The following is a 13677-nucleotide window of genomic DNA, read 5'->3' on the forward strand; positions in this document are numbered from 1 at the left end:
GCGAATCGACTGGACGGCGGACGGTTCCTCGATCGCGTCATCCCGGTCATCAATGTAGGGCGCGCTCCGAGGCAGCCACCGTTCTCAAAAACCGTCAGCCCAAAGTCGTCACCCACATTTCCGTTGCTACGGGACATGCAAGCCAGCGGCGATGCCGCTATTCCCCTTCGAGGAAGTGCCCCAAGGCCTTTAGCGGGCGCAACCTGTCACAGATGATCTTCAGGATAGCCAGCATCGGAACGGCCAGGATCGCGCCAAGCACGCCCCACATCCAGAACCAGAACACCAGCGACAGGATGATCAACACCGGGTTCAGCGTGAAGCGCCGCGCGAGCAGCATGGGCGTCAGTGTCTCGCCCTCAACGAGGTGAATGCCAAAGTAGAGAACTGACGGCAGCAAAGCCCACCATAGGCTCTCGAAGCTCAGCATTCCGACCAGCACGAAGATGCAGACCCCGAAAAGCGGCCCTAAAATGGAATGTAATTAAAAAGGAAGGCTGTGGTGCCCCACAACAAGGGGTCTCCCAGGCCGCAAAGATACATCGCGGCCGCCGTCGTGACACCCACCGTGGCATTCATGGCCGTGATTGTTAGCAGATAGGCCGATATGTCCTCCTGGATCTGCTGAGAGATATCGACGGCTTGTCGCTTGTTGCCAAACGTCGGCAGGATTTCAACGATGCGTCGAAGGAATATGTTGCCCGCTACCAAAAGAAAATAGAGCACCAAGACCGTCGTAAACAGGCCATCGAGTACGGAGCGCGTGCCTGCGAAAAGTACGCCCGTTATGCCCAGATCGCGGCGAACCGAAACAATCGAACCCCGGCCGGGCGGGGCATCTGCAGCCTGCTCGGCCTGTTGGATTACCTTTTGCAGCGCTTGGATCGGCCCGCTTATAACCCGCAGGTGTGCCTCCAGACGCGGTATGCCCTCGGGCAGCCGCTCCGCCCAGGTCGTGGCCGGTACCGATAACGCCGCCACCAGACCTACAAGCGCTCCAATGACCAGGAAGACGGTCAAGAGCGCTCCGACAGCGCGCGGTAGATGCAAGCGCCCCAAGAGACGGACAGCGGGTTGAAGCAGGAGATTCAGCACGAGGGCGAGCACGACGGGAAGGATGATCGAGCTTGCCACGTAGAGCGCCGCCAAGACACCCAACGCGAACAAACCACCGAGAAAGAACGTCCGCGGATCGGATGGCAGCGGCATCTCCGTCTCGTCTGCGACCTCCGTCGCCGCAGCATGTGGCTCCGGCAGATCAACATCCAGCGGGACGGAAGGACGCTGTGATGGCGGTATGGCGGCAACCATGGCTTTCCCTCGGAATGTGAGCGTATGATCGCTTCCGGTGTCAATCATAATCCCTTTCAGCGAACGAGTTCGTCCGGAAGAGCGCGGGCGTAACAAACCTACGGAGGAACAAATTCGAGAACTGAGCAATATTGACCAGTAGTCATCGCCGCCGGGGGTACAAGCTACCTCATCACCGCCCCGTCAGTGGCAGCTTTCGGTGACTGAGAGTCCGGTAGCGCTCTCGCCGATAACGTCAGGGGAGCATCATGTCTTCCGTCCACCGGTTGCCAACCTTCGAGCAGCGTCACAGCATTGAGGAGTTTATCCAGATAAGGCGCGATATGTTGCGCTATGCCCGCTCGTTCCCGCCGGGGGCTGAGCGCAATCAGCGGCGACAGATAGCCTTATCACTTCGAGCCCTGTTCAAGAACAATGATTGGATGAACGCCCATACATGGGAAGGAGCAACGCTGCTCACTGATTGTCCTTCGCCTTCCCCAGTAAAGTAGGGACAGCTTCAATCCCAACTCTCCACAAGATCGTGCCGGCTGCACTGGATGCGGTTCGCCAATGATCCTTGCGATGATCGAGCCGGCGAAACGAGTTGTGTCCGCTTCGGACCGCTCCCCGCGGCATCATGCGATCGGCCGCAATAGCTTCCGCGGTTGCGGCATCACAATCATGCATTCTAGCGTAGGAGCTCTTGCGCTGCTCTGTAGGCGGGCGCAATCAAAGCGGGATATGAAACTCACTTAAATGGCAACGAGGAGGGTTTCGTCGGCACTGCACTTTGCGCATTCAAAGGTGCGCACATCAAAACCAGGTTTGTCCGGCTCGATGCAGACCAACCTCATTGGTGTTCGGCATTTCGAGCAGTTATGAATTCTGAAGTCTGCAACACCAACACTTGGATGGGATTGAGTCGACGGCATGATACTCCCCTTGAGACCCAGGCGGGAGTGCGACACTCTCAGTCACCGATTGTTGCCTATGGTAGGGCGGTGATCTAACCAATATAGTGTCTTGGTTCCATCCACACTGGTCAATACTGCTCGCTTTCGAAAAAAGACTCGAAGAGGACAAATAGGACCTTCCGCGGCCGCTGGCTCAGAAAATGAGGACGGCTCTTAAGCCCCCCTCTGGTTTTTTGTAGCTGCTTGTCGTGTGCTTGCCGAGTTCGCCTAACCTTCGATGATGTAAACGATCTCGTGGGTGCGCGGGCGAAGAATGATGTAGTTGCCGTGCACAAGGATGAAATCGTATCCACGCCATTCCGGATAGATTTCCACGATACGTGCTGGCATCGGATGATAGCGGACACCCGCCGGGACAGCCGTTCCGATTGAGAGGTTGAAGTTCACGTTTGTAACTTCCTCAACCTTCTCCTGCTTGATCGCCGAGGTTATCTGGGTGCGCTTTTCGGCGGGAGGCGCTGATGTCGCCGAGGTTGCGGCATTGCCGGTCGTCCTACTGTCGGGTGTCGAAGGCCTGGTCTCGGCAGTCGGAGATTTCAAGTCCCTTGAGGTGGTGGTCGAATCAGGTGATTTCGCCTTGCTGTCGGCTTTCATGTCGCTCGTCGCCTTGCTGTCAGAAGGCGACTTCGTTTCGGCGGTCGGATTTTTCATGTCCTTCGAAGTGGTGGTCGGAGTAATTGACTCTGAAGCCTTCGACTTGCCATCAGCTTTCATGTCGCCGGTCGTTTTTGCATCCGGCTTGCCCTGCGCATGTTGAGGCGCCGCTTCTTTTGACCCAGCGCCGGGTGTAGCGGTCTCGGCGCCCTTTGCGGGTGCATTCATCGGCGCCGCAGTATCACCTTTAGGCGAAGCGACAGTCGGAGATTCCTTCGCTGCTCCTTGATTAACGCCTTGAGCTGTCGCAAGCCCGGTCGTGGCCAACAAGGCCGCAACGGCCACAGACACCATTAATGACTTTCTCATCTGATTTTTCCAATTCAAATTGAATCCATGCCGACGAAGTTCGGCCATAGAGTGGAACGGCCCCAACAGTCTATAGTTCCGCTTCTATCTTGGGTTGGGAGATGTATTGGGAAGTAATGCGAGTGATCGCGTCGATCACTGGGCTGTCGCCAGAACCTTCAACCCCTGTGTGCGCTAAGTCATTTCTTGGGCTCGACCAGGCGCCAAGCAACGAGGAAACCTCTCTGCTCTCGCTCGGACCCACCCGGAAAGGAATGGGCGTACTAGCAATGAGCGATCTGGCCAAATATAGACCCGCATGAGCAACGCCATATCAGGAACGTTCAGGTTAAAACCGAAAGGCTGATCTTGCCGTCGGTGCAAGCCTGCGTGAAGCGACAAGGAGAATCCGATACGGAGCGAACCTGCACGCACCTGGCGGTGGCTGCGCATCATTTCAACAGAATTCTGTAGGGTACCAAACCCGGCGATCTGCGGGAGGGGGAGACACAACGGTTTTCGAACTGGCGATGAAGCGCCATGCTTCGACGCGACCACAAGCAAAATCAAGCCGACCATCTGTCCTGCTCTTTACGGCAATCGTCTTCGTTGAGACGGTCCGCGATATCCTCTGCGATGTCTGGCGTTTTCGCCTTGGCGATTGGCTTGCCGTCCGCAGTCATTAATTCGTCGCCCTCAACCTCAACCGGAAAGTCGTCGGGCTTGAGGGGCTTATCATTTGGCATTGCACCCTCCCACGTTAAAGGAAAAAGCCGCCCGGGCATTACGCCGAGCGGCTTTTCGAGCAACTGCCAGTCGCCCGGTTCTGTTGCTGGAATGACAACATCGATCCGAAGGAAAGGTTTCTCCCGCCAGCAAGGCTATTCTTTCCCGCTTCGGTCCCGTAGCTTCGCTGGTCGTGTGGTCGAGCGAAGCAGCGCTGACGCCTTTGTTTGCGGCTTCAAACGGTCTCCGGACAGAAGCGACGCGAGTATTGTTGGCGCGGCCAACAAGCGGCATCGCACGGTTCGTTACCAGCGACAGGTCGCTACCAGAGATCGATGATCCATTTTGCGCCGACGACCGTCTGCTAAACTACCGCCGTCGCGACCGCACAAATGGCGGCGGCCAGCAAGGCGATCGAGAGACAGGACCCCATCCTCCTCGAGATAGGCAAGGGAGATCAAGGCAATCACCAAAGCGGGGACGACATTGCTCAGGGTATTGGAATGAAGACCAGAGTAGCGCTCAGTACCACGACGAGCCGACCAGGCGCTTGGTTGCCTCCAACGGGTGCGCCACCGTGGATGAACCACCTTCTCAAGATATCTGAGCACCGGTAAGGATCGCTGCACCACAGCAGCGAGGTGTTTCGTCGGCAAGGAACGAGTGGCGATGCGGCGTGGAAAGACCGGAGCGGGTTTGCCCGCGATCATCTGGAACGCGGGAATCGTGAGTAGCAGGCCAGCTACGATCGAGAGCCCGGTGCGAGCGCGACCAGCGCGAGCAGGATCATGATGATCCCGAAGGATCGCTTGCGAAGGCCGTGCATCATCCAGCCCAAGGTGAAATGGTCCGCTGCAGCACGGCGGAGGTAGTAACAAGCCCTATCGGGTCAGCTGGCGGTCTCGACATCAGAATAGCGTCTCCTGGCCTCTTGATTGGCAGGCCGATGTCTCCGTCTCGAAGCCGAAACCGGTCGCTCCGTTGGTTGTTTTAAGTGCCATGCTGCCGATAGTCCACCGGGGTCAATCCAAGGATAGCACGTTCACATAGTTTGTTGGCGTCCCGCTCGCCGCTGCCTGCAGCCTGCAAAATACCCTTGGCAATAATTTCGCGATCTACCTCCAACTGACCGATATTCTGAAGTGTTCGACATGCCAGGTCGTAGGCCTGATTCACGGCGGTTACCTGCTCTGGATCAAAGGACAACTCTTGGAAAAGCGGATTAGGATTGGACATAATGCTCCTCGTAGCAAACGCGAGCGCAAGCTCTCAGCTGCCAGGATTAGACGGATTAAGTGATGATCGGAAAAAACCTCGCGATGAGCAGGGTATTTGTGCTCTGACACACCGCGGGGAACGATTTATCGATTTGTCGAGGTCATCTTTGCAACAAGATCACCGAATGGCTTGTAGGACTGCTTGGCAAGATCGCTGTACAGTCCGCCAATCTTCTGTGACTCCGTAACGAACGTCTCGTAGGCCGTCTTGGCGAATTCGGTTTGAACTTCAATCGCCTTGTCGAGCGACTTCACGCCAGAGAGCTTCTCAACGAACAGTTTCGTGTCTTCAAACGACTTTTTCGTGTAGTCACCGTAAGCAGTGGCAATCGCCAGGAAGGCGTTAGATGACGCAGTCCCTGTATCGATTTGTTCGTTACTATTCTGCTGGTGCTCGAAATTTTGATTCGAATGAATTTGATTTGCGTTCGACATTTTTTGAACTTTCCCTTGTTTGTTTAACAGTGGACCAATGCCGCGCGCCACCAATGGTTGCTTCGGAATCTCAGTTCTCGCTTTTAATTAGGCGGTGCTTGTATGTTCGTGCGATGATCACCAGGCGCAGTTTGCCGGGTAGCGCCGAGCGATCGCAGTCGACTCCGCCGCAATGCCAACGAGCGAAACGCACCTTAAGGTGCAGAATGTGATTTGGGCAAACCGGCTGATTATCTGCCGCGCGGGTGTCGAGAAGGCCGCAACTCATGCTACTCTCGCGCCGACGAGGTGATCGAATGAGTAGCGCAATGTTTGAGCGCGGGTGTCCACCGCCTCTCTGAGACCTTGCCGCGGGGAGATGATTTACTGTTCCGTCGCTGGAACCAAAGTCAAACCGCGTTATTGTTCCCCCAAAACAATGGAGGAACATCATGATTTCCAAATGTCTTGCAATAGCATTCCTGGCTATCGCGTCGATGACCGGCGCGGCGGCGGCGCAAACAGCCACAAACCAAGCGGCTTCGACAACCAGTGCTACCACGCACAAGGAGGGTGAATGGCGCGCGTCCAAGCTCGCCGGCGTCGATGTGTACAATGAAGCCAACGAGAAGATCGGCGACATCCACGACGTGATTTTGGATAGGTCAGGCAAGGTGGCCAATGTCATTCTGGGTGTGGGCGGCGTTCTCGGCCTGGGCGAACACTACGTGGCGGTCGCCTTCGATAAGCTGAAGTGGGTTGACCAGCCGGTGACCTCGACAACTTCGTCAACAACGTCCGCACCGGCGAATGCGCCTGCAACCACTCCCGCTCCAGACAGCACCACGCGAACCACCACCGGTGCCGCAACAACCACCACGACAACCACCACAACCAGCGCCAGTACGCGTTGGTATCCCGATCACGCGGTGTATAACGCGACCAAGGACGAATTGAAGGCCATGCCGGAGTTTAAGTACTAACTCTCGACATACGGCGTTTTTTGACGGGATGCGACACTTCGACCCTGGCAAAAGGGGGGCCGGCGTTCTAGGTGGGTTCGCGTCTTGGCGATCAAAACTCCTTCGATGGCGCCTGAATCAGAATGCGGCCATCTGGCACACTCCTTACGACCACCCCTTACGACCACCGCGAATCGCGGAATGCTAATTCAGTGTAGTGACCGTTTCCACGGTAATCGCTTGAAAGGCGTGCGGGCCGTAGACGGCGCGCGGCTTACACCTTGAGGGGGAACGGTGATCGCACAAGTGCGGGTCCGCGGCAGAAGATCGTGGGCGCGGCTCATCGTCGGGACTCGTCAATGGGCAAGCGTGTCAGACTGTTGGCTCCGGCCTTGCGGAGTCCTTCGACACGGCGCTCGAAATCGTCTCGAATCGATCAATGGCGCGGTGACCCGGACCCGATTGCCCGCCTTGCGTACGCTGCCTCCAGCACGTGGCGGACGCCCAGCGCCTTGGCCACGTCAGACACCGAGATCGCTGCTCTCTTGTAAACGAAGGACGAGCTACGCGCGATCGGGCAGCTTGGAGAGATCAGTAATGTCGTTCGGTAGCGCAACAGCGGTCAATGGTAAGACTGAGCCATACGGGTCGTCGCCGGTTTCGCCTAGTGTCGAGACTTCGCAAGAGGGCGTAACATATAGTGTTGCACTGCGCCGGAGTTTCTGGCCACGGGAAAATTTCGAAGATCCGCTACCGCCCAAAGCAGAGATCAAGGACGGCTGGCCAACGACAGTGGTGACTGCGTAAGCAGCCGCTTCATTTTGGTGTTGGAACCGCTATAATGCTGGCGCGCATGTCCGGAGCAAAGGAGGCTCCTGTGGGCAAGCTTGCCGACGAAGGATTCGCCCCCAAAGCCTTTCTCGCCAAGGTAGGAGCTGGCAAAACGATCTTGAAATTGGAGAGAAACCAGCACGTCTTCGAGCAAGGAGACGTGGCGGATAGGGTCTTCTATATTCAAAAGGGACGGGTCAAGCTTACTGTCCTATCGGAGCAAGGCAAGGAAGCGGTGGTCGGGATTCTAGAACCGGGCCAGTTCTTCGGCGAGGGGTGCCTCAATGGCCAACCATTGCGGATCGCGACGACGACGGCGATGGAAGAATGTGTGATCACCTCAATAACCAAAGAAGCGATGATCGCCACCCTTCGTTCCGAGCCGAACTTTTCCGAGCTGTTCATGGCGTATCTCTTGACACGGAACAGCCGAGTTGATGAGGACTTGATCGACCAGCTCTTTAATTCAAGCGAGAAGCGGCTCGCGCGCCTTCTTCTTCTGCTCGCGCATTTCGGAAAGGAAGGAGTACTTCAGCCTATTCTATTGGATATCAGCCAGGAAACATTGGCTGAGATGATTGGAACGACCCGATCCCGCGTGAGCTACTTCATGAACAAATTCCGCAAACTCGGACTCATCAGCTACAATGGAAAGATTGAGGTTCATAATTCGCTGTTGAACGCCGTTTTGCGTGAAAAGCCCGAAATAGAGCGGGATGATTCAATAAGCTAAAGTCTAAACCGATTTGTTCTACGTGCCGTCTCGCTCTGAAGATCCCCGTCACCGGGGTAGACCGGAAATCTGCGGTCCAGGTCAGAACGACGCGAATGCCCCAACCGAACTCGCCTCTCTCGTGAGCCGGTGCGTCTGAGGTCAGTCCCAGTCTACAAGTCCTTAGATGGAGGAAGGCGAAGCGCCGGACGGCTAGACCCGCAATCGCACTTTCCAGCCAAGCGCTAGGTCTTCCAAAGCCTAGCGGAACCATCTGTTTTTCCTTGCGTTATTGGGATATGCGCAGGCCCGCCATCAGTGATTCACCCATCGTCAAGGTTGTTGCTGAAACCGGTGCCTACCTCGAGCCACCCCCGCCCGAAGTCGTTGAAACCGATCCGGATCTGTCTGCCGAAGATGCGGAGCAAATCCGCCGGGATTATCTGCTCACGCGCTTCTGGATCAGCGCTAAGGGATTTTGGGGGAAAAACGGTGACCGGGTGGCGTGGATATTTTCCATCGTCCTGGTGATCCTGATTGTCACCAATGTCGGCTTCCAATACGGCATCAATGTCTGGAATCGCGCGATCTTCGACGCGATCGAGAAGCGCGATTCCACCACTGTGTTTTATTTGACCGCGGTGTTCTTTCCGCTCGCGATCGGCAGCGTCCTGCTCGGCGTTGCGCAGGTATTCACGCGTATGGGCATCCAGCGCCGCTGGCGGGCGTGGTTAGCCAATTCCGTGGTGTCGCGCTGGCTGACCAATGGCCGCTATTATCAGCTCAATCTCGTCAGCGGCGACCATCAGAATCCAGAATACCGCATCGGCGAGGATCTGCGCGTCGCCACTGATGCGCCGGTGGATTTCGCCGCCGGCGTCACCTCGGCATTCCTGTCGGCGACCACCTTCATCGTGGTGCTCTGGACCATCGGCGGCGCGCTGACGGTCACGATCGCGGGATCGACCATCACCATTCCTGGCTTCCTCGTGATTGCGGCGGTGTTGTACGCGGCGATTGCCTCAGGTTCGATCATGACGATCGGGCGCGGCTTCGTGCAAGTCTCCGAAGACAAGAATCAGGCCGAGGCCGAGTATCGCTACACGCTGACCCGCGTGCGCGAGAACGGCGAGAGCATAGCGCTGCTCGGCGGTGAGGAGGAAGAGCGCGACGGCATTGACAAGACCTTTACCAAGGTGCTGAGGCAATGGGCGCGGCTCGCCGGCCAGCACATGCGCACCACGCTGGTGTCGCAGGGATCGAGCCTGATCGCACCGGTGGTGCCGCTGCTACTGTGCGCGCCGAAATTTCTCGACGGCAGCATGACGCTGGGACAGGTGATGCAGGCGGCCTCCGCCTTCACCATCGTGCAGAGCGCGTTTGGTTGGCTGGTCGACAATTATCCGCGGCTTTCGGACTGGAACGCCTGTGCGCGGCGCATCGCCTCGCTGATGATGTCCCTGGACGGCCTTGAGCGCGCCGAACGTGGCGACGGCATCGGCCGCATCAAGCGCGGCGAGACCGAAGGCGACGCTATTCTCAGTCTCAACGATCTTTCGGTGACCCTCGACGACGGCACCGCCGTGGTCGGCGAGGCGGAAGTCGTGATCGAAGCCGGCGAACGCCTGCTGGTGGCCGGTGAGACCGGCACCGGCAAAAGCACATTGGTGCGCGCGATCGCGGGGCTGTGGCCGTGGGGCGGCGGCAGCGTCAATTTCCATCCAGATCGCCGCCTGTTCATGCTGCCGCAAAAACCCTATGTGCCGTTGGGCACGCTGCGGCGAGCCGCTGCCTACCCAGCCGCCGCCGAGGACTGGACGGTGGAACAGATCGGCGAAGCGCTCGACAAGGTTGGCCTCAGTCATCTCAAGGACAAGATCGAGGAAGAGGCGCCGTGGGACCAGACGCTATCAGGAGGTGAAAAGCAGCGGCTTGCCTTCGCGCGGCTGTTTCTGCACAAGCCAGATATCATCGTGCTGGACGAAGCGACCTCTGCACTCGATGAAAAGAGCCAGGACAAGATGATGGAGCTGATGACCAGGGAGCTGCCCATGGCCACCGTGGTCAGCGTCGCCCATCGCACCGAGCTTGAAGCCTTCCACAGCCGCAAGATAGTGCTGGAACGGCGCAAGGGTGGCGCGAAACTCGTCAGCGACGTCGATCTCGTCCCACGCAAGGGCAGGCGCCGGCTGCTCGGTCGCTTCCTCGGTCATCGCAAGCCGCCGCTGCAAAGGTGAAAACGGCTCGAAGCGCATTCGATTTTCGAGTTTTGCAACGGTGTCGAAGGCTAAACGGACTCTGGACGAAGGTTGTGTCAGGTCAGTCATGGCCATCTCGGATATGCGCCTTTTTGGAACCAATGTCCGGAGTGATAGCTTCTAAATCCGCTCGGCACCACCGGCAAACAAAGAGGCAGCCACACGGGCCGCCTATCTATTTTCAACTCAACGTGGAGCCCAACTAGTTGCCGGATTGCGCGAGTTCGCCGCCAATGCGGTTGAAGCGCGCCTTTTGCTCACTGCTCAGTGACCCATAAAAGTCGTTGAGCGCAGGCTTCACCGTATTAGCTGCATCGATCATGGCCTGCAGGCGCTTCTCCATAGCCTCCAACCGGCCGGGCGGAGTGATTGGCGTGTCCTCGGGGCAGGCGGCTTGCATGATCGAGACAGCCTTTGCGGTGGCCCTATCAAGGAGCTTCAAACCACCTTCCTGCGCATTGGTCGGCTTGATCGCGTCCTCGATCCGCTCGATCGGCAGATTAGCAAGCCCGGCTTTCGGTTCGCTGCAGCTCTTGCCATCCCGCGCCGATGTCTGGTTGGCCTCGGCGTTGCTCTTCTGCTTCGGCCCAATTTCGTTTAGGCGCTCCTTCTGCTCATCGTTCAACGAGCTATAGAACTTCTCCATCGCCGGGCGGACCGTCTGCACTGCTTCGAGCGTGGCTGTCAGCCGCAACGTCATCGCCTGTAGGCGACTGGGTGGCGTCATCGCGAAGGCGTTTTTCGCGGGGCATGAGGCTTTGAACACGCTGGCGGCTCTCTGGCCCGAGCTTCGCACCTGGTCGAGAAGCTGCTTCTGCTCGGTATTCAAGCCGACCTTGCTATTGATTTCTGCGAGCGGCCAAGCAGTGATGCCCGTGCCAGGCTGCGTGCACGGTTCTTCCACGGTGGAAGAAGTCGATCGGGCTTGGCGTCCGTTTGGCGGCGCATAGGCATAGCTGTACTCAGGCGGCAGACCGGCTTGGCCCCAGAACACGCCGTCGAAGAAATCATCATAGGCATAGGCAAAGTAACCGTCATCATAGCCAGAGGGCCAGAATGCGTAATCGAATACGTCCGAATAGGCATAGGGCCAGAACACGGGCCCGTGCCACGGCACGAAGGCCGCGCGCAGGCCGAGGCTCCAGGCCCGGCGTGTGGCGAGCGCAGCCGTGTCCGCACGGAAATTGGCACCTTGCGCCCGTGCCGCGAAACGCGCAGCGAAGCGGCCTTGCTGGGCTGCCTGCGGTGTAACACGCGCGACACCGTTACGACGCTCGCCGCGCTGCGCTTGCTCATTGGGTTGAACCAATGCACTCGGCTGAGCATGGCCGTTAGGTTGCAGCCGCTGCTGCACGCGCTGCTCACGCTGCTGATTGATTTCCTGCTGCTTCTGCGCGCGTTGCGCAGTCGGGAGCTTTCGCAGTTCACGGGTTTCCTGTTGGCGCAGCGTGAGCTCCTCGCGTTGCTGGCGGCGCAGCTGCTCGCGCGTTGGCGCAGCGGATACGGCGGCCTTGGGCGCGGCGTTGTGGGTGGTCGGCGGAGTTGCTGTTCGGGCGGGTGCATTGTCCCGCGGACTGTTGATGATGCGTGGCGTTGCTTGACGCGTTGGAGCTGCGGTCCTTTGCGGCGCATGGCCTTGTGGAGCGGCCTCGCGTTGCGGTGCGGCCTGGCGTTGCGGCGCGGCTTCACGTTGCGGTACGGCCTGCCGTTGCGGCGCGGCCTGCCGTTGCGGTGCGACTTCACGTTGCGGTGCGGTCTGGCGTTGCGGCACGGCCTCGCGTTGCGGAGCGGCCTGACTTTGCGGCGCGGCCTGCCGCTGTGGCGGCGGCGCGACAGCTGGGGCTGAACGCGCCGCCGGCGCTCCTTTGTTGTTTTCGTGCTTCTGTTCCTGAGCATTTGCGCTCAACGGGATCATCAACACTGCGAGCCCCAGCATTGCAGTCAGCTTCAAAACGCTTTTCATGAAAGAATTCTCCGCTACGACTATACTGATCGCAGCGCAAACAAACTGGCGGTGGCATTGTGCGGGGGTTTTGCCTCGCGGCGCGTTGATATTCACCAATCGTTGTGCGTCCGACATCGGGACAAATAGGGTCAGCCAGCAAAAGTTCCTGCCCTACCGCGCGATACAAGGTCGCGCAGATTGATCTGCATTAAATTGGACCCAATTCTGATGTTATCGAACACGACCGGCAATCAGGAAGAGTGCCAGCTTCTTTCGAAGATGATTATCGGGTGCGGATGCTGTGCCCCCCGCGCCCCCAGTTTAAATCCAGGGGGTCTGAAATTTAAAGCCGGACAGTGTGGTCAATTTTGACCGGCGGCGTGCTCTAACGCACTTAGCCTACCGCCCTCACCAAGGAGGTGACCATGGCACAGGACCCTTCTCGGCCATTGCGGGCGGGTATCGGGCACCTGCTCTAAGCAGCTACCGAGGAGTCCTCAGATCTGTATAGCCTGGGACGGTTAGCGCGCCCCCAAAACCATCATCGCCGGCGTGCGACGGCAACGCCCAACAGGAACGCGACTAACAGCGAACCAAGTGGCGCTTCGCGCGCGATATTGCTCAAGATGCTCAACGGCATCCCTGGCTTTCGACCCGCTTCTATCGCGCCGCTAACTCGATGGACTGCCCCCTTCACAGCTTCGGAGACTTCCGCGATGGTGGATTTCGGTTCTGGAACGGAATCCAAGCTTTCATGGGCGAAAGGGGCCAGCGGGATGTCATCACTCACGATCTCTCCAAGTCAACAAACAGCCAATCAATCAAGAAGCGTGAATAGCTCCGATATGGCCGTCATAGCCGTTGTCGCCCGCGCTGCGGCGGATGGTGCGGCGGGCGCGTCAGCAATAGCCCCAACGCAAAGCCGATCCCGCCCGCGATCAACATCGAACCGAGGGGATTGTCCTGCACCTTCTTCGCGATCGCTTGCGAGCCGTCACGGAAAGTATCACCGCTGTTCTCATAAGCGTCCTTGGCGTAGTTGACGGCGGCATCCGTAGCTTCCCGCGCTGCATCCTTGGCCTGGCCATACAGGTTCTGCGCGGTGCCTGTCGCCTCGCGGATGCGGCCTGCTGCCTGGGTCTTTGCGTCGCCGGCGATATCGCCGACGGTGCCCTCGACCCTACCGGCGAAGTCCTTCGCCGAGCCGGCAATTCGATCGTTCTCCATAGCGAACACTCCCTAAGATGAAGTCTCGGAGCGCTAACTGACAAGATCAGGCTACGTTCCTGCGCGCACAGAAGACCGGCTTGCAAATGTGGTCTGATCTAAGCTCTCACCATTCC

At 58.3% G+C, this 13677-nt stretch carries 11 protein-coding genes and 1 pseudogene; 3 read left to right on the plus strand and 9 right to left on the minus strand.

The features are described from left to right. Positions 1-157: 157 nt before the first annotated feature. The 6 genes and pseudogenes from J4G43_RS06495 to J4G43_RS06515 all read right to left on the minus strand — a co-directional run bounded on the left by J4G43_RS06495 (position 158) and on the right by J4G43_RS06515 (position 5647). Positions 158-1311 (minus strand): annotated as a pseudogene (locus J4G43_RS06495) (AI-2E family transporter). A 1163-nt stretch (positions 1312-2474) separates the two neighbouring features. Beyond that, entirely contained in the window at positions 2475-3230 is a 756-nt protein-coding gene (locus J4G43_RS06500; protein WP_225004689.1) for a DUF1236 domain-containing protein, read from the minus strand. 545 nt (positions 3231-3775) lie between these two features. After that, a complete protein-coding gene (locus J4G43_RS06505; RefSeq protein WP_020607910.1) occupies positions 3776-3955 on the minus strand; it encodes a hypothetical protein in 180 nt (59 codons plus the stop codon). 285 nt (positions 3956-4240) lie between these two features. Then, entirely contained in the window at positions 4241-4645 is a 405-nt protein-coding gene (locus J4G43_RS55865) for an exopolysaccharide biosynthesis protein (RefSeq protein ID WP_408581408.1), read from the minus strand. Between the two features lie 280 nt (positions 4646-4925). After that, a complete protein-coding gene (locus J4G43_RS06510) occupies positions 4926-5171 on the minus strand; it encodes a hypothetical protein (RefSeq protein ID WP_018643672.1) in 246 nt (81 codons plus the stop codon). A 125-nt stretch (positions 5172-5296) separates the two neighbouring features. Continuing rightward, a complete protein-coding gene (locus tag J4G43_RS06515) occupies positions 5297-5647 on the minus strand; it encodes a phasin family protein (RefSeq protein ID WP_038954963.1) in 351 nt (116 codons plus the stop codon). Between the two features lie 431 nt (positions 5648-6078). Between J4G43_RS06515 and J4G43_RS06520 the strand changes: the two genes are divergently transcribed. The 3 genes from J4G43_RS06520 (at position 6079) to J4G43_RS06535 (ending at position 10368) form a co-directional block, all read left to right on the plus strand. Next, positions 6079-6609 carry a PRC-barrel domain-containing protein gene (locus J4G43_RS06520; RefSeq protein ID WP_020607909.1) on the plus strand — a complete coding sequence of 177 codons (531 nt, stop codon included), beginning with the start codon at positions 6079-6081 and terminating at the stop codon, positions 6607-6609. A gap of 832 nt (positions 6610-7441) precedes the next feature. Beyond that, positions 7442-8152, plus strand: a complete 711-nt coding sequence (locus tag J4G43_RS06530) for a Crp/Fnr family transcriptional regulator (RefSeq protein WP_210387510.1) — start codon at positions 7442-7444, stop codon at positions 8150-8152. A gap of 278 nt (positions 8153-8430) precedes the next feature. Further along, positions 8431-10368 carry an ABC transporter ATP-binding protein/permease gene (locus J4G43_RS06535; RefSeq protein WP_208084292.1) on the plus strand — a complete coding sequence of 646 codons (1938 nt, stop codon included), beginning with the start codon at positions 8431-8433 and terminating at the stop codon, positions 10366-10368. A 223-nt stretch (positions 10369-10591) separates the two neighbouring features. Here J4G43_RS06535 and J4G43_RS06540 read toward each other — a convergent pair whose 3' ends face one another. The 3 genes from J4G43_RS06540 to J4G43_RS06550 form a co-directional block, all read right to left on the minus strand. Next, positions 10592-12352 (minus strand): Spy/CpxP family protein refolding chaperone, encoded by a 1761-nt coding sequence (locus tag J4G43_RS06540; protein WP_208084293.1) that lies wholly within the window; start codon positions 12350-12352, stop codon positions 10592-10594. Positions 12353-12875: 523 nt separating this feature from the next. Next, the gene (locus tag J4G43_RS06545) at positions 12876-13124 is read right to left on the minus strand and encodes a hypothetical protein (protein WP_018643669.1); all 249 of its coding nucleotides are present in this window, start codon (positions 13122-13124) and stop codon (positions 12876-12878) included. 62 nt (positions 13125-13186) lie between these two features. Then, positions 13187-13561 carry a CsbD family protein gene (locus J4G43_RS06550; protein ID WP_038954960.1) on the minus strand — a complete coding sequence of 125 codons (375 nt, stop codon included), beginning with the start codon at positions 13559-13561 and terminating at the stop codon, positions 13187-13189. Positions 13562-13677: the final 116 nt, after the last annotated feature.

Source organism: Bradyrhizobium barranii subsp. barranii (genome assembly GCF_017565645.3).
Lineage (GTDB): Bacteria > Pseudomonadota > Alphaproteobacteria > Rhizobiales > Xanthobacteraceae > Bradyrhizobium > Bradyrhizobium barranii.